Genomic DNA, 21373 nt, shown 5'->3' on the forward strand with positions numbered 1-21373 from the left:
GCCTTTCGGATCCCTCATGTTCACCCCTGCCGTCCAAGCAGAGCAGAAAGCGCGCGGATCACGTGACGCCAATGCGCGTATGGTGGCGCGTGGCGCGCCTGACGGGTTGGGCGAAGACGAAATCGCCTTTCTGACCTCGCGCACATCGCTTTACATTGCCACGGTTTCGGAGACAGGCTGGCCCTATGTTCAGCATCGCGGCGGGCCACGCGGATTTCTCAAGGTGCTGGATGCGCAAACCATCGGCTTTGCGGATTATCGCGGCAACAGACAATATGTGAGTACGGGCAATCTGAAAAACGACGACCGCGTGTCCCTTTTTGCCATGGATTATCCGCGAAAAGCGCGCTTGAAACTGATCGGTCACGCAACCCTGGTTGATGCTGACGCTGCCCCCGATCTCGCGCAAGCACTGGCCAGCGGCGAGCAGGGCAAGGTCGAGCACCTTGTTACCATCAGGATTGCGGCATTCGACTGGAATTGCCCGCAGTTCATCACTCCCCGATTTGATACAGCCGAGATTGCGGCACTTGTCGCACCAGAACTTGAACGGCTGGAAACCGAAAATGCGCGTCTTGCTGATGAGTTGGCCAGCCTGCGCGAAACCCTGAAGAAAGATACCTGAATGACCCCCGCTGAAATGGAAACCCGCATCGTTCGCTATGGCGATCTGAAGCCCTGCAAGACCGCGTTCATTGACGCGCACACGCCCGGCAGCGACCAGAAGGAAAATTTCACCATCATCGGCGGTGGCGTCTCCGAAAGCCCTGATCAGCACGTTCACATATCAATCCCGCACGGGTTCAACATCGGGGCTGCGGGCCAGCCGCCGAAGTGTCGCAACTCCCTGCACAGCCACCGCACGGCGGAGGTGTTTTTTGTCCTTAAGGGGCGTTGGCGGTTTTTCTGGGGCCGTTGGGGCGATGCTGGCGAAGTCATTCTGGACGAAGGGGATATTTTCAACATCCCCACGGGTATATTTCGCGGGTTTGAAAACATCGGCAATGACTACGGGATGATCATGGCCATCCTTGGCGGTGATGATGCGGGTGGTGGTGTGATCTGGGCACCGCAGGTAATTGAGGATGCTGCCGAACACGGGCTGGTTCTCTCCGAAGAAGGCAAGCTCTACGACACCAAACAGGGCCAGTCTCTGCCATCCGGTGTGAAGGCGATGCCGGTGCTTTCGGAGGCGGAACTGGCCCGCTATCCCGAACCTGCCACAGCCGATGTTATCCCCAATCATGTGGCGCGGTACTGGGACATGGTGGCCCTGGCAGACAAGACTCCGGCCCGTGTCATCGGCGCTGAGGCAATGTTGCGTGATAAACCGGGGTTCGAGGTGTCACTGGTGACACGCGCCTCGGCATCGGCAGACATGCACCAGCATGATCGTGCCTCGGTCCTGATGCCGGTTACCGGCCATTGGAGGGTCTCCTGGGAGGGAGGGGCCGCAACGCTGGCGCCCGGCGACACAATGTCGGTTCCTGAAAACCTGATGCACAACGCGGTGCCTTCCATGACCGGTGAGGCCGCGCTTTATCACATCCTCGGCACCGATGATCCGGCCGGTCCCACATGGAGCGCGCCATGACAGTTCTCACCACACATGTCGGTAGCCTGCCGCGCACGCAGAAGGTTGTGGATTTCATTTTCGCCCGTGAACGTGAGGAACCTTATGACGCGGCGGCGTTTGATGCGGCGATGACGCAAGCGGTCTCGCAAACGGTTGCCAAACAGGTCGCAGCGGGTGTGGATATTGTCAGCGATGGCGAGACTTCAAAGATTTCCTATGCCACCTATGTCAAGGATCGCTACACCGGGTTTTCGGGCGACAGCCCGCGTAACGCACCGGCGGACCTAAAGAGATTCCCCAGCTTTCTCAAACGCTTGGCGGCAGATGGTGGCACACCGCAATACGCGCGACCCATGTGCACCGGACAGGTCACGTCCAAAGGGCAGGGCGAGCTGCAAAAGGATATCGACAATCTGAAGGCGGCCATGTCCGAGCATGGCGCATCACGTGGTTTCATGAACGCGGCCTCGCCCGGCGTGATTTCGCTTTTCCTGCAAAATGATTTTTACAAGACGCGGGAGGCCTATCTTGCGGCGCTCGCCGATGCGATGCGCGAAGAGTACCAGACCATTGTTGCCGCCGGGCTCGACGTGCAGCTTGATTGCCCCGATCTGGCGCTCTCGCGTCACATGCTTTTCAATGATCTGAGTGATGCGGAATTTCTCAAGATCGCCGCCGCCCATGTGGAAGCCCTGAACCACGCGTTGCAGGATGTGCCCGAGGACCGCGTGCGCATTCACATTTGCTGGGGCAACTACGAGGGTCCCCATGTCTGCGATATTGGCATGGAAAAGGTCTTTGACGTGCTGATGTCCGCCAAGGCCCGCTATGTGCTTTTTGAGACCTCAAATCCGCGCCATGCGCATGAATGGACGGTGTTCCGGGATCGCAAATCTGACATTCCGGATCACAAGGTGCTGGTGCCGGGCGTTGTCGATACAACGACCAACTTTGTGGAGCACCCTGAACTTGTGGCCCAAAGGATCGAACGGTTCACCGCGATTGTCGGTGAGGATCGTGTGATTGCCGGGTCGGATTGCGGTTTTGGCACATTTGCGGGATTTGGTTCTGTCGATCCGGAGATTGCCTTTGCGAAACTCGGCGCTCTCTCGGAGGGCTCAAAACTGGCGGGGGAACGATGATGGACGACGCACTTCTGGAACTGTTGCGCCGCGTCGATACGCCGACGGTCTGCAATGCGATCGAAGTGGCACAGGGCAAGCGCGGTTTCAATGATTTCACCCGTGGCACCATGCTGTGTTCCGCGCCCGAAGCCCCCGCGATTGTAGGCTACGCCCGTACGGCGCGCATTCAGGCGGTAAACCCTGCAACCGAGCCGCCCGAGATCATCAAGGCGCGCCGCATGGCCTACTACAAATACATGTCCGAAGGGCCGCGCCCGGGCGTGGCGGTTGTTCAGGATATGGATGTACCCGGTGCCATCGGGGCCTATTGGGGCGAGGTCAACACCAACATTCACAAGGCTTTTGGGCTCTCGGGCGCGTTAACGGACGGTGTCATGCGTGATCTGGGTGATCTGCCCGATGGGTTTTCGGTGGTGGCGGGTTCCATTGGGCCCAGCCATGGGTTTGTGCATGTGATCGACTTTGATCAGCCGGTTGATATTTTTGGTATGACGGTCGCGCCGGGGGCATTGGTACATGCTGACCGGCACGGTGCTGTGGTGATCCCCGAAGCGGTTGTCCCGCATCTTGGCGAGGCCATCGCAACGCTGATGCGCTCCGAAAAGATCGTCTTTGACGCGGTCAAGGGAAAGCAGATCACTTTTGAAGACTTCGAAGCGGTCTGGGCGGCGTTTGAGGCGGCCCGGACCTGATCTCAGGGTTTTGGTACCGGGGCACCGCCCTCAAAAGCATTGCCGTTCACATAGTCGCAGGGCTCTTCGCGCATTTCCAGGTGCAGCCCGCTGCCGGTGTAGGGATGCGCGCGTGCCAGATCTTCGTCAATGTCAATGCCGAGGCCGGGCGCTTGCGGCGGAGTAATGAAGCCGTTTTCCACCTGGATGCTGCTCTTGATCAGCGCGTCGTGAAAGGGCGTTTCGATGGTCTCGGCCATCAGCAGATTGGGGATTGAGGCGGCCAGATGAATATTGGCGGCCCATTCGATGGGTCCGGCATAAAGATGCGGTGCCATCTGGGCGTTGTGGACTTCTGCCATGGCCGCGACCTTCTTCATCTCCCAGATGCCGCCCGCGCGCCCCAAGGCAGGCTGCAGGATCGTTGCGGCACCGGCGCGCAGCACAGCGGCAAATTCGGCTTTGGTTGTCAGCCTCTCGCCAGTCGCTACGGGAATGCGCACGCTGCGTGCAACCTTGGCCATTTCCTCAACCGCATCCGGTGGCACCGGTTCTTCGAACCAGAGGGGTGAAAAGGGTTCCAGCGCTTGCCCCAGCCGGATCGCACCTGCGGTGGTGAATTGGCCATGGGTGCCGAAAAGCAGGTCAGCCTTGTCGCCGACAGCCGTTCGGATCGCTTTGCAAAAGGCGACGGATTGGGAGATATCGCTCATGGCGGGCATGTGGCCACCCCGCAGCGTATAAGGGCCTGCCGGGTCGAATTTGACGGCTGTGTAGCCCTTGGCGAGCATGGTCGAGGCGCTTTCAGCCGCCATCTCCGGGGATGTCCAGAAATCAGTCATGTCGTGCTCGGGTTGCGGGTAGAGATATGTGTAGGCGCGGATGCGGTCATTCATCAGCCCGCCCAAAAGCGCCCAGACCGGTCGGTTGCGGGCTTTGCCGAGAATGTCCCAGCAGGCGATTTCCAGACCCGAAAATGCGCCCATCACCGTGAGGTCGGGGCGCTGGGTGAAACCGGATGAATAGGCGCGGCGAAACATCTTTTCGATATTTTCGGGGTTTTCACCGGCCATGTGACGGGCAAAGATGTCCTCTATCACCGCGCGCATCGCCTCTGGTCCGACGGAGGAGGCGTAGCATTCGCCCCAGCCGACAATGCCGTCATCTGTCGTGAGTTTGACTAAAATCCAGTAGCGTCCACCCCAGCCGGGTGCAGGCGGGGCGGTGACGATAATGTCGAGATCGGCGAGTTTCATGCGCGTTTCCTTCGAGCGGGCGGTGGCCTGAAGCCCACCTTAGGGGGCGGGCTCACCAGTTATCTGTCAAAGACAATGACATTGCGGCGTGCGGATCCGGATTTGGTATCAGCAATCGCCTCGTTGATCTGCTCCAGTCGCCAGCGTCCAGAGATCAACTCGTCCAGTTTCAGCCGCCCCTGCGCATATAAATCAACCATCCAGGGGATGTCGCGCTGGATCACCACGTCCCCCATTTTCGAGCCCACCATGCCTTGGCCCACAGCCGCCAGAATGACCGGCTCATAGCTCGATTGTGCACCGGAATGAGGCATGCCGACCATGATGACCTTTCCCCCCGTGCCCAGATAGCGCGTTGCCTGATCGTAGGCTGGAATGGCACCAACCGTCACAATGACGGCATCCGCGCCGCGCCCGCCCAAGGCATCAAAAGCCGCTTTCCAGGGTTTGTCCTGTGTTGCCAGCACGCCGTCAGTTGCGCCGAATTCTTTCGCAATCTCAAGCTTTTCGGCGCTCATATCCACCGCCACGATACGGCGCGCACCAGCGATGCGAGCCCCTTGAATCGCGTTGAGGCCAACGCCGCCAGCACCGATGACAACCACATCCTGCCCCGCCCGTAACTGGGCTGCATTCACCACGGCCCCAACGCCGGTAATCACACCGCAGGCAATCAGGGATGCGGCATCTTTGGGAATGTTGTCGCCGATCCGCACCACCTGGTTTTGATCCACGACGACCTTTTCAGCGAAGCCTCCAGTAGCCATCGCCTGATGCAGTTTACCGCCCTCAGCCGTCTTGATCGGTCCGTGATCGCCGTCATAAGGCGTATCACAAAGCGTTGGTTTGCCGCCCGCGCAATTGCCACAGGTGCCGCAGGCGCGGATCAGGGTGACGACCACGCTGTCGCCCTCCTTGAGACCGCGCACGGCATCGCCGGTTTTGCTGACAACTCCCGCCGCTTCGTGTCCGTAGACAGCCGGCAGCGAACCACCCCAGGCCCCCTCAGCGTAGGAAATATCCGAATGGCAGATGGCTACCGCATCCAGCGTTACTTCGACTTCGCCTAATTTGGGCGGCCGCAGCTGGATATCCTCGATTTCAAGTGGGGCGCCAAAGGCCCGACAGACGGCAGCTTTTATGGTTTGCATGAGGCGGCTGACTTTCCTTTGAGCGCGGGCGCGGTTGAACATTGCGACGAACCTGCCCCTATGCCGATGCGCGTGCAAGCATCATCACGACACCAGATGTCGCTGTTATTCCGTATTCATTGCGGTCCTTTGTTTTGGCCAGAAGGTCACAAAGACGCATAATCCCAATGCGATAAGCGCCGCCGAGAGCAGGAAAGGAGCGCCGGGCAGGTAAAGCGGTGCGGTGCTTGATGTGAAACTGGCGAAGACGCTGGTCATCATCATGGGCGACAGAATCATCGCCAGTGCGCTGGCGGAGGTCAGTGCCCCCTGTAGCTCGCCCTGTGCATCCTTGCCGACGGCTTTGGACATGATCCCTTGCAGCGCCGGGGTGATGACCGCCGCCAGGGCGGCCAGCGGCGTCAGGATCAGAGCAACCGTGCCATTGGCGACAAATGCAAGCGCCATAAATGCTGCAATATCAAAGAGATGCCCGTAAAGAACCGTGCCTCTTTCGCCAAGTACACGCAAAACAAACCGGATCATGCCGCCTTGGACGATGGCCAGCATGATCCCGAAAAGCGCGAGACTCAGACCAATTGTGGAGGGATCCCATCCAAATCGCTCCTTGCCGAAATACGACCAGATTGCCGGGTAGACGATGAAAGCGACCTGATACAGGAAGTAGACCAGAAGCAGGGGCCGCAGGCCGGGCAGTTTACCCAACTGGCGAATGCTGCCCCATGGATTGGCGCGCGACCATCGAAAGGGGCGGCGAATCGCGTCTGTGACCGTTTCGCGCAGGATGAAGTAGCCAAAAATCGCGTTGATGGCGGCGAGTGCCGCGGCGGCGTAGAAGGGGGCTCTGGTGCCGTATTCGCCAAGTAATCCTCCCAGCAATGGTCCAAGGACAAAACCAACGCCAAAGGCGGCACCGACCAGTCCGAAATTTGCCGCGCGATCTTCGGGGCCGGAGATATCGGCCATATAGGCGTTGGCCGTTGATTGCGTGGCCGCGGTAATGCCGCCAATCACGCGCCCTAACAGTAGAATGAAAATGCTGCCCGCCACCGCCATTACCAGATAGTCCAATGTCATGACGACGAGCGAGAGCAGCAGCACGGGTCTGCGGCCAAACCGGTCCGACAAGCCACCGATGATCGGGCCAAAGATGAATTGCATCAGCGCAAAGGTGGTGGAGAGCACGCCGCCCCAAAGCGCGGCCTTGCTCAGTCCGGTACCCTGAACCTCCTGTATCAGATCCGGCATGACGGGAACGATCAGACCAATCCCCATCGCATCCAGCATGACGGTGATGAGGATGAAAAGAACTGCGGGGCGCATCACTCAGAGCGCCCGAACCCGTTCGGCGAACCGGAGCGCGTCCGCTGGTGCTTGACCAAGTTGCGCGTCGGGCTGGAAAAGAGATTTGGGCAAGTCGGAGTGCTTCGCCAGGGCAAGTTCGGCAAGCGTCTTTCCTGTGCGGGTCACTTCGGCACAAAGCACCCTGACTTCGTTTTTTGCGGCGGGACGCGGCATTTTCGCGCATAGTGCAAAACTGAGCTTTTCGGCGTGGATCAACCCAAGGCCGCTTTGCAGCGATGACGCCATGTTTTGGGCGTTGGGTTGAAGCGTACCCGATAGCGCAGATGCTTGTTGAAGTGCCGCCGCGCAGGTCAGCGCAATCTGCGGTATCACCATCCATTCAGTGAACCAGCAAGCCCCATCACGCTGAAATTGATGTGACGTGGCATTGTGCAAACCCGCAGTCAGCCCCGCCATCTGGTAGGAAAGGGCTGTCAGTACGGAAGGCCCAACCGGGTTTTGTTTCTGCGGCATTGTCGAAGACGCACCGGTCTCGCCCAGGGAGACCTCCTGTAGCTCTGTTGCAGCCATCCCGGTCAGGGTTTGCCCCATACTTCCCAGTTGCGCCGTGACCTGCGTCATCCAACCCGCGATCCGCAATAGCGGGCCGCGATCCGTGTGCCAGGAGCGGCCCGGATCCCGCAGCCCCAGACCATCGGCAAGGGCGGTTCGGAGTGCCGGTGCGCTCTCGCCCAAGGCAGAAGCGGTCCCAGTTGCGCCTGACAAAGAGACCCACAGGCTGTATTTGCGCACCTCGGGCAGAGCGTCCAGCGCGTCCAGCAATGGCGCGCCCCAGGCAGCAACAACGGCGCCCCAGCTTGTAGGCGTCGCCTGCTGCCCATAGGTGCGTGCGGCCATCGGCAAGTCGGCAAAGGCTTCTGCCTGACGACCGAGGTTTTCAAGGACCCTGCGCAACTCAGCCTCGGCCAGGGTCAGTGCCTGACGTAAGCGCAGCATCAACCCGGTGTCTATGATATCCTGCGACGTCGCTCCCCAATGCAGATACTGGGCGTGTTCGGGCGCATTCATTTCCGCCTGAAAGGCCGCCACCAGCCCCGGTACGGACACGCCGTTTTCACCGGTGGCTTTCGCCAGCGCGCCTGGGTCAATTTGTATTTCGAGCGTGGCACGATGAATGGCGGCGGCACTGATCTCAGGGATCAAACCAAGCTGCCCCTGCGCTTTTGCCAGTGCCCCTTCAACCAACAACATCGCACGTATGCTGGCACTGTCAGAAAAGAGCCGCCCGGTTTCGCCAGTGGGGAAAAGTTGAGAAAAGAGAGGGCTGTCAAAAACGCTTGCAGCCATGTTCAGAGAAATTCGGGCAATTGAGCGGTGACGTCAGACATGACCGACCTCTCTGAGAAATCTCGTCAGGATCGCGCCATATTCCTCGGGCTGTTCCACGCAAGGCAAATGGCCCGCCTTTCGAATGATGTGAAACTGGCTCCCGGGGATCAGATCCACGGTTTCTCTCACAAGATCGGGTGGGGTGGAGCCGTCTTCAGCGCCTGCAATGCCGAGCGTTGGCAGGCGAAGACTGGCTGTGGCGGTGTAGAAATCTGTCCCTGAAATGGCCGCAGAGCATCCTATGTAGCCTACGTCCTCCTGCCGCGTCAGCATGTTGCGCCAAAGCTCAAGCGCTGGCGTCGCACGGAAACTCCTGGAAAACCAGCGCTCCATCACAGCATCGGCGAGCCTTTCAATGCCGCCTTTTTCGACATCCCGAATGCGTTCTGACCAGATATCCGGCGTCCCGATTTTGGCAGCGGTGTTCGACAGCACCATCGCCCGGATCAGGTCCAATCGTTTGACGGCCAGCCCCTGCGCGATCATTCCGCCGATGGAAAGGCCCACAAAGACGCACTCCCGGACATCAAGATGATCGAGCAGTCTTTCTGCATCGGTAACCAGTGCGCCCATGGAATAGGGGTGGGGTGGACAACTTGAAAGACCATGGCCCCGTTTGTCATAGCGAATGATGCGAAGACCTTCGGGCAGGTAGGGCAGGATCGGGTCCCACAGCCTCAGATCGGTGCCCAGCGAGTTTGCAAACACGACCGTTGCGCCATCATCTGGCCCATCCACGCGGTAGTGCAACCGCACGTCACCTAGATCGAGCATATTCATGCAGCGCTTTCCCTTTTTTGCTGCGAAGCTGGATCATCAAGCGCAAGCGCGCGCGCAAAGACGTCGTTATCGACATTGCCACCCGAGATCGTGACGATAACATCATCGCCTTCGATCTCATGGCCATGAAACAGAGCGGCTGCCAGTGCCACCGCGCCGCCCGGCTCGGCCACGACCTTGAGCCGGTTGAACGCAAGGGCGACAGCGCGCAAGGCGTCCTCTTCGCTGATGACAATACCGGGGCCAGCCAATCGTGCCAATATCGGGAATGTCAGGACGCCCGGTTGCGGAGTGATGATCGCGTCGCACAGGCTGCCCGATTGGGTCGCGTTTCGTTCGATCCGCCCCGACCGGAGTGAGCGCGCGACATCGTCGAACCCTTCCGGTTCTGCCGGACGCATGCGCAGCCCCGGAGCCTCTGCCTCAAGTGCAAGGGCAATGCCCGACGAAAAGCCACCGCCACCGCAACAGACGATAACGTCTGCCTTGGAAATGCCTTGCTCAGCGGCCTGTTCGGCAATCTCCAGCCCGGCTGTCCCTTGCCCGGCGATGACCTGCGGTTCGTCAAAGGGTTTGATCAGGGTCAGGCCACGCTGCGCTGAAAGCGTATCTCCCAAGGCATCCCGGTCCTCCCCGGCGGCCCGGTCATAGAGCACAACCTCCGCTCCCAGGGCTTTGGTATTCTCGATTTTCACGCGCGGGGCATCTTGCGGCATAATGATGACTGCGCTGACACCATGCGCGCGGGCCGCCAGGGCCACTCCCTGCGCGTGATTGCCGCTGGAAAAGGCAATGACGCCGCGCGCGCGCGCGTCTTCGGGAAGGGCTGACACCGCAGACCACGCGCCGCGAAATTTGAAACTGCCGGTTTGCTGCAGACATTCCGCCTTTACCCAGACCCGGCGTCCAGCGATCTCGTCCAGAAAGGGGGAAGACAGCAGCGGTGTCCTGCGGGCATGCCCTTCAAGACGCTGTGCCGCTGCTCTGATCATTTCTATGTTCATGGCAATGCCTCAATCCAGGTTTGTAGTGCGGCGACGGACTCGGGTTCATCCAGAAATGGAATATGCCCTCTGCCGGGGACGGTCACACTGATCATATCAGGACGTCTGCGCCCCATTTCGAGAAACGTTTCGGCGCTCAACAGATTGGAGTTCTCCCCCCTTATACACGCCAATGGCAGCCCTTCCAAAGCATCGAAATAGGGCCAGAGGTCGGGAGCCGCCTGCGCGCCCAATGCCTCGACCGCGTTGCGCAATTTTGGATCGTAGGTGATCTCCAGCCCATCATCTGTTTCGCGAAAATGCTTGTAGGCTTCCTCAAGCCACCGGTTTTGCGGAACATCGATGAAGCCCGGCGAATTTTGCGCCAGAATATGCGCTGCGTCGGCATGGGTTTTAGCCGATGGATTGCGTCCCAAGTAGCCGGAGATGAACTTTAGTCCCTCCGCTTCGATCACCGGTCCAATGTCGTTCAGCGCCACGCCGGTCAACCGGTCCTTGGCTCCCATCGCAAGGCCCATGGCGTTCAGACCCCCGCGGGATGTTCCGATGATCGCGGTTTTTTCGACCTGCAGATGGTCCAGCAGTTCCAGCGCATCGCGGCACTCAACCGGCAAAGCGTAGTTTTGCCAGTTCTGATCCCAATCGGAATATCCGCGTCCGCGGTAATCCATTTTGATCAGCCGCAGGTTTCGAAGATGTGGCGTGACATAGTCGAAATCTGCGGTTGTGCGGGTCAACCCTGCAAGGCAGAGCACCGGACGCCCTTCGCCTTCGTCGGTATAGTGAAGCCACAACCCGTCTGATGCTTTGAATCGCGCCACTAGAGACCTGCCAATCGTGGGATGCCAGAGAGGTCATCGAGGATGTGGTGTGGAGTCCAGGGCAGACGGTCCACCGGATCGCCCCCCCGATTAACCCAGGCGGTGGTAAAACCATAACCGGTCGCACAACCCGCATCCCACCCATTGGAGGAAACGAACAGAACCTCTTCTTTGGCGCAGCCAAATCGTTTTTCGACAAGGTCGTAAACCTGCCAATCGGGTTTGAAAACGCCAACTGCCTCGACCGAGAGCGTGTCGTCCAGAACATCAGCAATGCCAGCGGAGGTTACGGCACCCTGCAACATATCGGGCGAGCCGTTGGACAGGATTGCTGTCTGTAATCCGCCTGCTTTCAGACTGTGCAACATGGCAGGCACTTCCGCGTAGCTTTCCAGCTCCCAGTAGAGCGCCAGCAATCTTTCACGTAAAGCCGCATCGCCGTGCAGGCCGGTCTTTTCCAGCGCCCAATCCAGCCCGTCCTGCGTGACTTTCCAGAAATCGTCATGGGCGCTCGCCACGGCGCGCAGCCATGTGTATTGTAGCTGCTTCAGGCGCCAATGTTCCGCCAGCGCGGGCCAGGTGTCTGATAGTTGCGCGAAATCGGGTTCAGCCGCTGCCTGTCTTGCCGCCGCTGCCACGTCAAACAATGTGCCGTAAGCGTCAAAAACGCAGGTCGTTACTGGCATGGTGATACCCTCTCCGGCAGTCTCTTGTCTCAGAGTGTCACGGCTCTGCCCGACCGAAAAGTCCCAAATTCAGAATTTCGGGTTTACTCGCTGGGCCAACATGGGCAATTTGTTCACATCTTCAGGAGAACCCGTGCAGACACGCGGCCTCCGCCATTCTTTCCCAGAACATGATCGGAATTTTGATGACCCAAGTTAAATCGGGAGACACCGTCGCCATTCATTACACAGGGACGTTGCTGGACGGCACCACCTTCGACAGTTCGGATGGGCGCGATCCGCTTGAATTCGTGGTCGGCTCCGGCCAGATTATTCCCGGGTTGGATGTTGCCTTGTCGGGTATGGAAGTTGGCGAAAAAAAGACGGTCGATATCCCTTGTGCCGAAGCCTATGGCCCCTTGAATCCGGAGATGCGTCAGGCGGTACCGCGGGAGGGTATTCCGGCGGATATCAAGCTTGATATCGGCACGCAGTTGCAGATGCAGACACCTGACGGGCAGGCCATGGCGGTTATGATTGTGGACGTTGATGAGGCGACCGTGACGCTGGACGCAAATCATCCGCTCGCAGGCAAGGACCTCAAATTCGACATTGAGTTGATTTCCATCAGCTGATCGCGCTGTGCGGCTAGCTGTCGTCTCCCGGACGGTTGACGGGTGTGCGGGCGATTGGCAGCCCTGCGATCTTTGCGTTAAGCTCAGCCGCCTTCTGAACAGCGGCGTCTTGCAACTCACGCGCTTCGTCGGTGGGGAATTCACCCTGCATCAGGGCATTGATGATCGGTTTGGATGTCTCCAGGCCGGCTTGTAGCTTGGGTTGCAGAACCGGATCGGACCACATGGCCGCTGAAAAAGTGGCGGCAGTTACCGGCATCAACAGCCAGGCGAAGAGGCGCGCGCGGCTTGCGCGCCGGATATAGCGAGCTTGTCGCAGGGTACGGGAATCAGCACGTTGAAACATGAAATGAGCGTACAAATCGAATATGGCATCAGTGGGGCGTTATCGCCGGCCCCTTGCTTCAAATGCTAGATGTTTTCGCCCTGTGGCATGCCGAGCACGTGATAGCCACCATCAACGCGAATGATCTCGCCGGTTGTGCAGGCTCCTGCGTCGGAGGCCAGATAAACGGCCGTCCCGCCAACGGCCTCCAGGGTTGCATTGGCGCGCAAGGGTGCGTTCTGATCCGTGTGTTTGAGCGTTTTTCGCGCGCCGCCAATGGCTGCGCCCGCGAGCGTTTTCATCGGCCCGGGTGAGATCGCATTGACACGAATGCCATCTGGACCCAGATCATTGGCCAGATATCGGGTGGTACTTTCCAGCGCAGCCTTGGCCACGCCCATGACGTTGTAATTTGGCACAACCGTGTTGCTGCCCTGGTAGGTCAGCGTCAGCAACGTGCCGCCATTCTCGACCATCAAAGGATGCGCCCGGCGCGCGACCTCAATGAAAGAGTAAGCGCTGATGTCCATGGTCCGTTTGAAATTGGCGCGACTTGTGTTGAGGAACCGGCCCGTCAACTCGTTCTTGTCTGAAAAAGCGATGGCGTGCACGACAAAGCCGATCGTCGGCCAGCGCGCTCCCAGTTTCTCGAAAGCGCCGTCGAGGGAGGCGTCATCGGTCACATCGACGTCGACCATGAAATCCGAACCGACCGAAGCTGCGAGGGGCGCGAGCCGGGACCCAAAGGCGTCACCCTGATAGGTGAACGCCAGCTCTGCGCCCGCCTCGGCCATGGCTTTGGCAATGCCCCAAGCGATGGAGCGTTCATTGGCCACCCCCATGACAAGGCCGCGTTTTCCGTTCAGTAGACCAGACATATGTGCTCTCTTACCCCTGATACTTGGACAGGATCATGGACCCGTTGGTGCCACCAAAACCGAAAGAGTTGGTCATCACGGAATCGAGCCCGGCATTTTCAACAAGCTCCGTGGCAATCTCATCAGCTTGGAAAGCCGGGTCCAAGGTCTCAACATTGATCGAAGGCGCGATGAAATCTTCCTTCAGCATCAGCAGGCAGTAGATCGCTTCCTGCGCGCCCGCAGCCCCCTGGCTGTGCCCGGTCATCGATTTGGTCGAACTGACAGGCGGCTGGTTCATGCCCTCAAAGGCGCGGCGCACGGCTTCGATCTCCGGCTGATCACCGGCAGGAGTGCTGGTGCCATGCGCGTTGATATAGCTGACACTGCGGCCCGCTGGTAACGTCTCAAGGGCGATCTGCATAGCGCGACCGCCGCCTTCGCCAGAGGGTGCCACCATGTCGTGGCCGTCCGATGTGGCCGCATAGCCGGTCACTTCAGCGTAGATATCTGCACCCCGCGCAAGCGCGTGATCCAGATCTTCCAAGACGACAATCCCGCCGCCCCCGGAGATTACAAACCCATCCCTGTTGGCGTCAAAGGCGCGGCTCGCCGTGTCCGGCGCGTCATTATATTTGCTGCTCATCGCGCCCATGGCGTCGAAAAGGCAGGAGAGCGTCCAGTCGAGCTCTTCGCCGCCACCTGCAAACATCACATCCTGCTTACCCAGCATGATCTGTTCGGCTGCGTTGCCGATGCAGTGCAGCGAGGTCGAACAGGCCGAAGTGATCGAATAGTTGATACCCTTGATCTTATAGGCCGTGCTGAGGTTGGCGCTGACGGTCGAGGACATGCATTTCGGCACGGCGAAGGGCCCAATGCGCTTTGTCGCACCCGTTTCCTTTACCACGTTGTGCGCGGTCAGCATGGCGCTGGTGGAGGGACCGCCAGAGCCAGCTACCAGCCCTGTGCGCGGGTGGGAAACCACATCTTCGCCCAGCCCGGCATCCTCAATCGCCTGGGCCATGGCGATGTAGGAATAGGCAGCGCCTGGTCCCATGAACCGCAATGTGCGTTTGTCGATATGCTCTGATACGTTGATCTTGAGCGTGCCGGCGACCCGGCTGCGGAACCCATGTTCTGCCATCTCCGGGCTGGCGACGATGCCGCTCTTGCCCGCTTTGAGAGAGGCCAGAACCTCTTCGGCATTGTTCCCGATGGATGAGACGATCCCCAATCCTGTCACGACGACGCGGCGCATGGCGCTCTCCTTCATTCCTTCGATGCGTGTTCAGGCGTCAGCTTTCTGACAGCGCGACCTTCATGTCAGTCACCTGATAGATGGTTTCGCCGTCTGCTTCCACACGGCCATTGGCAACCCCCATTGTCAAGCGCCGGGTCTGTATGGCTTTCGTAAAATCAACGTAATAGGTCAGCATCTTGCGATCGGGACGGACCATACCGGTCAGTTTCACTTCACCGACCCCCAGCGCGTAGCCGCGCCCCTGCCAGCCCCGCCAGCCGAGGTTGAAACCCGTAAGCTGCCAGAGCCCATCAAGCCCCAGGCAGCCGGGCATGATCGGATTGCCCGGAAAGTGGCACTCAAAAAACCATAGATCGGGCTGGATATCGAACTCTGCGACAACATGTCCTTTGCCGTGCTCTCCGCCGTCGCCAGAGATATCGGTAATCCGATCCATCATCAGCATCGGGGGTTCGGGGAGTTGGGCGTTGCCGGGCCCGAAAAGCTCGCCGCGGGCGCATTTTAGCAGGTCATCTTTGTCGAAATTTGTCGGGTATTGGGCCATTCTGGCGCGTCTCCTGCTGGGCAAGTCTTGTTATTCAAACCCCTCTAGCACCCGGTTCGGGAACTCTGCAAGAGTAACGGACCCGCAGAGGTGTCAGGAATTCTTAAGAAAACTTCGTGACAACGGCTATTGGAAATCGCCGGAATCCGATTGAAAACACACCTGTGTATCCCTTATATAGCGAATGTAAGGACACAAGAGGCTGTCATGACGAGCGCGCAACATAACGTAGGGACATCATGGCTCGCGAAAGCGGGGCTCAGGCCAACACGGCAGAGGGTCACCCTGGCGGCGCTTCTGATCGGTGATGGGCAGCATCGGCACGTGACGGCAGAAAGCCTGTTCGAAGCTGCCAAGTCGCATGGCGAAGCGGTTTCACTGGCCACAGTCTACAATACGCTTCGAGCATTCTGTGACGTTGGTCTGATGCAGGAAGTCACGGTGGATGGATCGAAAAGCTATTTCGATACCAATACCCACGATCATCCGCATTTCTACTGGGAGGATGACGCAACCCTGACCGATGCCCCATCGGAAGAGTTGGTGATTGCGCGACTGCCCGACGCACCGGAAGGTGCCGAGATTGCATCGGTTGACGTGGTCATCCGTCTGCGCCGTAAATCCTGAATTTCAGAGGGCGGGGCGTGCTCGCCTGCTTTGTCAGTCATTCGGGCGGGGCGAACCCAGGCGTCCCGAAAGGACCCTGAAATAGCGTCACAAACGGATCGAAGCTGCGATACCATTCCCGTTAAACTCCGATTTCAGGGGGGTAGAGCTCGCGCGAGGATTGGCTTTCTGTTTGGTTCCACAGAATGGCCCGGAATTCTTTTTCGGGCTTATGGCCGCGTCTGACGCGTCAGAACCATTGCCCGGGTTCCATCAACCCCAGATCAAGTAATTGTCGGGAGTGCCATTCAAAGGGCGCTGAATTGTGCCATTTGAAAGTCGGAATTTCATGGGTGCTGCCCGGGTTGCTCTTGAGTGCCTTTGCGGTACGGAACGAGCAGATCGTTGCGGTGATATTGTGATGCCAGGGGCAGGCATATGTGTTGTATTCTTCATCCGAGAAAGTGTGATCCTCACGCAAGGCCAGTCCCGGTTTGGCTCGAAAAATAGCGATCCTGTCAATCTTGCGCCGCGCGTGGGGAATATGCTCTTCGAAGCGCCAGCGCAGCCCGCCGTAAAAGTCTAGCTGTCGGTCTTTTGGATCATAGTTCCGCTGCGCATCTTTTCGCGCCAACGCATAATAACCCGAGCGGTCCAGATGCGCCCGGTCGAGCGACACCGCATCTGGATGGTGTGACAGATCGTCGGAATAAAGGTCGATCACGTAAGTGAGCATGGCATCGCGGCGTTCTTCGGAATGAAATGCCAGCAACTCGCCGATGCTGCGTGTCTCGCAGAAGGGGAAAAACAAATATTCGGCGTTGTAGCAGTAAAACATCCACTGCCCGGTCGCCAGCGCGGCCAATCGACTGACCGCCTCTTCGACCGCGTTCTCGGCCGTGGCATCGTAATCGATGCGGTGCACCAACCTGTCCAAATCGTCGGGCAGGTCAAACTTCTCGGGCATAAACGCAATCACCGTGGCAAAGCCAATCTGAAGATGATGTCGGAGCGTCGTGGCCACTTCGACGTCATCTTCCACGAAGATCAGCGCAACGGGGCCCCGGGTCAGCGTGGCGCCGCCGCTTTTCTGAAAATCTTTCAGGCTGGTATAGTGCATAGAGGGCTCCGAAAGCGATCATTGCCCAGAATCAGTTAAATTGACGTGCATTGCAAGCCATTGCCTGTGCTGATAGGCACCGCGCCAACCCCTTATGATCCGGATCCGACCCATGGCAGAGCCCAAAAAGCTATTCATCAAAACATATGGCTGTCAGATGAATGTCTATGACAGTGAGCGGATGGCTGAATCCCTCGGCGGGCAGGGCTATGTTGAGACGACGAATGCCGAAGATGCGGATATGATCCTGCTCAACACCTGCCACATTCGCGAAAAAGCCGCGGAGAAGGTTTATTCCGAATTGGGCCGGCTGAAAGCGTTGAAAACTGTCAACCCAGACCTGAAGATCGGGGTGGCCGGCTGCGTGGCGCAGGCCGAAGGTGAAGAGATCATGCGCCGCCAACCGGCCGTCGATCTCGTCGTCGGGCCACAGTCCTATCATCGTTTGCCCGAAATGGAGGCGCAGGTCCGCTCTGGAGAGAAATCGCTCGATACCGATTTCCCTCAGGAGGATAAATTCGCCGCCTTGAAAAGCCGCCCCAAAGCCGCGCGGGCCCCTTCAGCGTTCTTGACCGTACAGGAAGGCTGCGACAAATTCTGCGCCTTTTGTGTGGTTCCTTACACGCGGGGTGCTGAAACCAGCCGTCCGGTGGCGCGAATTCTTGAAGAGGCGCGCGAATTAGTGGACCGGGGCGTGCGTGAAATCACCTTGCTGGGCCAGAATGTGAATGCCTTCCACGGTGCAGGAGAGGATGGTTCGGAAAAAACCCTCGCCGATCTGATCTGGAAATTGAACGAGATCAACGGGCTGGCACGCATCCGGTTTACGACATCACACCCCAACGACATGACCGATGACCTGATCGATGCGCATGGGGCTTGTGAAAAACTCATGCCCTATCTGCATCTGCCCGTCCAATCGGGGTCGGATCGCATCCTCAAGCGCATGAACCGCAGTCACACCGCTGAAAGCTATCTGCGGGTCATTGAACGCATTCGTGCCGCGCGCCCCGACATCCTGATGTCCGGCGATTTTATCGTGGGGTTTCCGGAAGAGACCGAAGAAGATTTTCAGGCGACACTGGCGCTGATCGAAGCGGTGAAATACGGCTATGCCTATTCGTTCAAGTACTCCACCCGTCCCGGCACGCCCGCCGCCGAACGGCCACAGGTGGACCCGAACGAAGCGGATGAACGGCTGCAACGCATTCAGGCGCTGATTACCGATCAGCAACAGCAAATACAAAATGAGATGGTGGGGCGTGACTTGTCTGTCCTGGTCGAAAAACCGGGGCGCAATCCGGGGCAGATGGTGGGGAAATCTGAGTACCTGCATGCGGTGCATATCGACAACTCCGATGCGCAGATCGGTGACATCGTTCCGGTGAGAATCACTGAGGCCAAGCGAAATTCTTTGGCAGCATTGCGGCGAAAATAAGGGTTAACTTTGCACAGATTGGCAGAAATCTGCAGGCTGAGACTTCAGTAGTGCTTGAGCAGAGACAATAAATGCCTAGGCTTGCAGCAAATATCATTAGATTTTAGACATCTGGTTGTTATTTTTTTCCGCAATCCGTTCCGGTCTGCGGTGACTTGTTCGAGTGCTAAAGCGAGGTAGAGTCCTTGGGGTTTAATTTTTTCGGCATGGCGCGTCCACTTGCCTGTTTTGTGATCAGCGGCGTGGTTGCGGTAGCTGGCAGCATAAGTGCTGCTCAGGAAAACTCGCAAGGCGGGCTGGACCGGGGCCAATATATACCCAATATCTGGGTTGATCCGGACGGTTGCGAGCATTGGGTTATGGATGATGGCGCCGAAGGTTTCATGACACCGCATGTTACGCGAGACGGCCTGCCGGTCTGCCGCGAGGGCAATGTTTGCGGCGTTTTGAACGCGGACCCGTTTTTTGCCAGCGGCAGCCCGAGCATCAGCGCCAGCGGGCGCGATAGCCTGATCGATTTTTTTGCGACAACCAAGGCGCGCTCATATGTGATCACCGGCCATACCGACAGCCAGGGGTCAGATGCCGCGAACATGCAGTTGTCTCTTGCGCGAGCCAATACCGTGGCGGGTATCGCCCGATCGCAGGGAGCGTCTATCTCTGATATCCGCGGGTATGGGGAACGTCAGCCCAAAGCATCAAATCAAACCGCATCCGGCAGGGCACAGAATCGCCGCGTTGAAATCACATGTATTCGGTAGGGAGGGCTCACAATGAAATTCTCTAAAGCAGTTTTTTTCACAGCCTTCTCTCTGGCGCTTGCCGGCTGTGGCGAATTAGGTGCCAGCAAGGGTGCGGATGATGGCTTTGACGCCAAAGATCTGTCAGAACTGAAGGCCGGTATTTGGGTGGATCCAAACGGCTGTGATCACTGGATCATCGACGATGGGCTCGAAGGTTATCTTTCCGCCCGACTGGACCGGAAAACCGGAAAACCGGTCTGCTCGGGAATCGCTGCTCCGACGCAAACGACGGGCAATTTCAAAGGCGGTGCCACTACGATTATCGGCGACATCTTCTGATTTATCGCTATCGACAAAGCTCAGGGCGCACCGCGATTATCGGCGCGCCCATTCGTATGCCAGTATTTGTTCCAATTTTTGTGAATTTAATGTGGTTGCGCTTGCGTTGCCGCTGTGTAATTGGCACCGTCCGAACAACCCCATGCCCGAGGATCAGCGATTGGCTGTCAGCGACCAAAGTTCCCAAGAAGCTCTGAGTGCCGCGCCCGGTGGCAAAATCGAATTTCCTGACAATCGTCTGCTCATTGATCTGTGCGGCCCCTATGATGCTCATCTGGCGCAAATCGAAAAGGCGCTGGGGGTTCAGATTGTTCGGCGCGGCAACCAGCTGAACGTTTTGGGGGAGGCGGATGTACGCAGTGATGCGCTGCGTGTCCTGCATGCGCTTTACGCGCGGCTCGAAGCGGGGCGCGTGGTCGAACCCGCGGATGTGGACCGCGAGTTGCGCATGGGCCCGTTCGAGGAAGCGACCGGCACTCAGGACGGTGATCAGCTGGAAATGCCAATCGGCAACCGGATCGAGATACAGACCCGCAAGAAACGGGTCGAACCGCGTACCGATGCTCAAAAGGCCTATGTGCAGTCGCTGTTTGAGAACGAACTTGCCTTTGGCATTGGCCCGGCGGGAACCGGCAAAACCTATCTGGCGGTTGCTGTCGGCGTTTCCATGTTTCTTGCGGGGCAGGTCGACAAGATCATCCTATCACGCCCGGCGGTTGAAGCTGGTGAGCGGCTGGGGTTTCTGCCCGGCGACATGAAGGACAAGGTCGACCCCTACATGCAGCCCCTTTACGACGCGTTGGGGGATTTTCTGCCGGGCAAGCAACTGGCCAAACTCATCGAGGAAAAGCAGATCGAAATTGCGCCGCTGGCCTTTATGCGGGGACGCACGCTTTCAAATGCCTTTGTGGTTCTGGATGAGGCGCAAAACGCCACCTCCATGCAGATGAAGATGTTTCTGACCCGCCTCGGAGAAGGCTCGCGCATGGTGATCACTGGCGACCGGACCCAAATTGATTTGCCGCGCGGTGTGTCTTCGGGCCTTTCGGATGCCGAACGTTTGCTGAAAACGATTCCGAAGATCAGTTTCAACTATTTCACGTCAAAAGACGTCGTGCGCCACCCCTTGGTTGCGGCGATCATCGAGGCTTATGAAGCTGACACACCACCGGCGTAGCGGCGTGGCTTTGAAGCGCAGGGCAAACGCATGCTTGAGGTTCTGATCGAAGCTGATGGGTGGGCGCAGGTGCCGCTGGAATCTCTCGCGGGACGCGCCGTGACGGCAACGCTTTGCAAAGTTGGTATCGCCCCGGAAGATGCAGAAATTTCGCTGCTGGCGTGCAGCGACGCGCGCATCGCCGATCTGAATTCGGAATTTCGCGACAAAACAACTGCTACAAATGTATTGAGTTGGCCGGCTGTGGACCTCGCACCCGATGTTGACGGTGCCCGTCCCAAGGCGCCGGAACGTGATTTCGACGGGACATACGAGCTCGGTGATATCGCCATCGCCTTTGAAACCTGCCTGCGCGAAGCAGCCGAAATGCAAAAATCTATGGAAGATCACGTAACCCATCTTATCGTTCACGGCCTGTTACATCTTTTGGGATATGACCACGGCCGTGACCGCGATGCCACGCTCATGGAGGCATTGGAAACCGAAATACTTGGCAAACTGGGTCTCGATGACCCATATAGGAACTGATCGGCCCCAGAGCCGAGCCATTCTAGAACAGGAC

Annotated in this window: 24 protein-coding genes; 11 read left to right on the forward strand and 13 right to left on the reverse strand. The window is 58.3% G+C overall.

Going from position 1 to position 21373, the window contains the following annotated elements; genetic code table 11:
* Window positions 1-16: 16 nt before the first annotated feature.
* The 4 genes from Q0802_RS05865 to Q0802_RS05880 are packed head-to-tail and all read left to right on the forward strand — an operon-like array spanning window position 17 to window position 3413.
* The gene (locus Q0802_RS05865; RefSeq protein WP_298914957.1) at window positions 17-625 is read left to right on the forward strand and encodes a pyridoxamine 5'-phosphate oxidase family protein; all 609 of its coding nucleotides are present in this window, start codon (window positions 17-19) and stop codon (window positions 623-625) included.
* Window positions 626-1594 carry a cupin domain-containing protein gene (locus Q0802_RS05870; RefSeq protein WP_298914961.1) on the forward strand — a complete coding sequence of 323 codons (969 nt, stop codon included), beginning with the start codon at window positions 626-628 and terminating at the stop codon, window positions 1592-1594.
* Window positions 1591-2718, forward strand: a complete 1128-nt coding sequence (locus Q0802_RS05875) for a cobalamin-independent methionine synthase II family protein (protein ID WP_298914964.1) — start codon at window positions 1591-1593, stop codon at window positions 2716-2718. Before Q0802_RS05870 ends, Q0802_RS05875 begins: the two co-directional genes overlap by 4 nt.
* Window positions 2718-3413: an RraA family protein gene (locus tag Q0802_RS05880; protein WP_298914966.1), complete on the forward strand. Its 696-nt coding sequence runs from the start codon at window positions 2718-2720 to the stop codon at window positions 3411-3413. The genes Q0802_RS05875 and Q0802_RS05880 overlap by 1 nt, the downstream gene beginning before the upstream one ends.
* 2 nt (window positions 3414-3415) lie before the next feature.
* Here the strand turns inward: Q0802_RS05880 and Q0802_RS05885 are convergent, their stop codons facing one another.
* The 8 genes from Q0802_RS05885 to Q0802_RS05920 form a co-directional block, all read right to left on the reverse strand.
* Window positions 3416-4648 carry a mandelate racemase/muconate lactonizing enzyme family protein gene (locus Q0802_RS05885; protein WP_298914968.1) on the reverse strand — a complete coding sequence of 411 codons (1233 nt, stop codon included), beginning with the start codon at window positions 4646-4648 and terminating at the stop codon, window positions 3416-3418.
* Window positions 4649-4707: 59 nt separating this feature from the next.
* Window positions 4708-5799, reverse strand: coding sequence for a Zn-dependent alcohol dehydrogenase (locus tag Q0802_RS05890; protein WP_298914971.1), 1092 nt, complete (start codon window positions 5797-5799; stop codon window positions 4708-4710).
* A 105-nt stretch (window positions 5800-5904) separates the two neighbouring features.
* On the reverse strand, window positions 5905-7122 hold the full coding sequence (locus Q0802_RS05895; RefSeq protein WP_298914973.1) for a TCR/Tet family MFS transporter: 1218 nt from the start codon (window positions 7120-7122) through the stop codon (window positions 5905-5907).
* A 3-nt stretch (window positions 7123-7125) separates the two neighbouring features.
* The gene (locus tag Q0802_RS05900) at window positions 7126-8451 is read right to left on the reverse strand and encodes a lyase family protein (RefSeq protein WP_298914976.1); all 1326 of its coding nucleotides are present in this window, start codon (window positions 8449-8451) and stop codon (window positions 7126-7128) included.
* Window positions 8452-8484: 33 nt separating this feature from the next.
* Window positions 8485-9273, reverse strand: a complete 789-nt coding sequence (gene pcaD, locus Q0802_RS05905; protein ID WP_298914979.1) for a 3-oxoadipate enol-lactonase — start codon at window positions 9271-9273, stop codon at window positions 8485-8487.
* On the reverse strand, window positions 9270-10277 hold the full coding sequence (locus tag Q0802_RS05910; RefSeq protein WP_298914982.1) for a threonine/serine dehydratase: 1008 nt from the start codon (window positions 10275-10277) through the stop codon (window positions 9270-9272). The genes pcaD and Q0802_RS05910 overlap by 4 nt, the downstream gene beginning before the upstream one ends.
* Window positions 10274-11098: an alpha/beta hydrolase gene (locus Q0802_RS05915; protein ID WP_298914984.1), complete on the reverse strand. Its 825-nt coding sequence runs from the start codon at window positions 11096-11098 to the stop codon at window positions 10274-10276. Before Q0802_RS05915 ends, Q0802_RS05910 begins: the two co-directional genes overlap by 4 nt.
* Window positions 11098-11784: a haloacid dehalogenase type II gene (locus Q0802_RS05920; protein ID WP_298914987.1), complete on the reverse strand. Its 687-nt coding sequence runs from the start codon at window positions 11782-11784 to the stop codon at window positions 11098-11100. The genes Q0802_RS05915 and Q0802_RS05920 overlap by 1 nt, the downstream gene beginning before the upstream one ends.
* Window positions 11785-11969: 185 nt before the next feature.
* Here Q0802_RS05920 and Q0802_RS05925 point away from each other — a divergent pair, with 185 nt between their 5' ends.
* The gene (locus Q0802_RS05925; protein WP_298914990.1) at window positions 11970-12398 is read left to right on the forward strand and encodes a peptidylprolyl isomerase; all 429 of its coding nucleotides are present in this window, start codon (window positions 11970-11972) and stop codon (window positions 12396-12398) included.
* Window positions 12399-12411: 13 nt separating this feature from the next.
* Here the strand turns inward: Q0802_RS05925 and Q0802_RS05930 are convergent, their stop codons facing one another.
* From Q0802_RS05930 to fabA, 4 genes are all read right to left on the reverse strand, one after another.
* Entirely contained in the window at window positions 12412-12744 is a 333-nt protein-coding gene (locus Q0802_RS05930; RefSeq protein WP_298914992.1) for a hypothetical protein, read from the reverse strand.
* Window positions 12745-12809: 65 nt separating this feature from the next.
* On the reverse strand, window positions 12810-13601 hold the full coding sequence (locus Q0802_RS05935; RefSeq protein ID WP_298914997.1) for an enoyl-ACP reductase: 792 nt from the start codon (window positions 13599-13601) through the stop codon (window positions 12810-12812).
* Window positions 13602-13611: 10 nt separating this feature from the next.
* Window positions 13612-14841 (reverse strand): beta-ketoacyl-ACP synthase I, encoded by a 1230-nt coding sequence (fabB, locus tag Q0802_RS05940; RefSeq protein ID WP_298915000.1) that lies wholly within the window; start codon window positions 14839-14841, stop codon window positions 13612-13614.
* Window positions 14842-14878: 37 nt separating this feature from the next.
* On the reverse strand, window positions 14879-15388 hold the full coding sequence (gene fabA, locus Q0802_RS05945; protein ID WP_298915003.1) for a bifunctional 3-hydroxydecanoyl-ACP dehydratase/trans-2-decenoyl-ACP isomerase: 510 nt from the start codon (window positions 15386-15388) through the stop codon (window positions 14879-14881).
* Between the two features lie 207 nt (window positions 15389-15595).
* On the opposite strand from fabA, the gene irr reads away from it, so the two are divergent.
* On the forward strand, window positions 15596-16015 hold the full coding sequence (gene irr, locus Q0802_RS05950; RefSeq protein ID WP_298915006.1) for a Fur family transcriptional regulator Irr: 420 nt from the start codon (window positions 15596-15598) through the stop codon (window positions 16013-16015).
* A 229-nt stretch (window positions 16016-16244) separates the two neighbouring features.
* Here irr and Q0802_RS05955 read toward each other — a convergent pair whose 3' ends face one another.
* Window positions 16245-17114 carry a hypothetical protein gene (locus Q0802_RS05955; protein WP_298915009.1) on the reverse strand — a complete coding sequence of 290 codons (870 nt, stop codon included), beginning with the start codon at window positions 17112-17114 and terminating at the stop codon, window positions 16245-16247.
* Window positions 17115-17226: 112 nt separating this feature from the next.
* Here Q0802_RS05955 and miaB point away from each other — a divergent pair, with 112 nt between their 5' ends.
* The 5 genes from miaB to ybeY all read left to right on the forward strand — a co-directional run bounded on the left by miaB (window position 17227) and on the right by ybeY (window position 21339).
* A complete protein-coding gene (gene miaB, locus Q0802_RS05960; RefSeq protein ID WP_298915012.1) occupies window positions 17227-18552 on the forward strand; it encodes a tRNA (N6-isopentenyl adenosine(37)-C2)-methylthiotransferase MiaB in 1326 nt (441 codons plus the stop codon).
* A gap of 206 nt (window positions 18553-18758) precedes the next feature.
* Window positions 18759-19313, forward strand: a complete 555-nt coding sequence (locus Q0802_RS05965; RefSeq protein ID WP_298915015.1) for an OmpA family protein — start codon at window positions 18759-18761, stop codon at window positions 19311-19313.
* A 12-nt stretch (window positions 19314-19325) separates the two neighbouring features.
* On the forward strand, window positions 19326-19634 hold the full coding sequence (locus tag Q0802_RS05970; protein ID WP_298915017.1) for a hypothetical protein: 309 nt from the start codon (window positions 19326-19328) through the stop codon (window positions 19632-19634).
* 160 nt (window positions 19635-19794) lie between these two features.
* Window positions 19795-20811, forward strand: a complete 1017-nt coding sequence (locus Q0802_RS05975) for a PhoH family protein (protein WP_298915019.1) — start codon at window positions 19795-19797, stop codon at window positions 20809-20811.
* A 30-nt stretch (window positions 20812-20841) separates the two neighbouring features.
* Entirely contained in the window at window positions 20842-21339 is a 498-nt protein-coding gene (gene ybeY / locus Q0802_RS05980) for an rRNA maturation RNase YbeY (protein ID WP_298915022.1), read from the forward strand.
* The last annotated feature ends 34 nt before the right edge of the window (window positions 21340-21373 follow it).

The organism is uncultured Roseobacter sp., assembly GCF_947495275.1.
Lineage (GTDB): Bacteria > Pseudomonadota > Alphaproteobacteria > Rhodobacterales > Rhodobacteraceae > Roseobacter.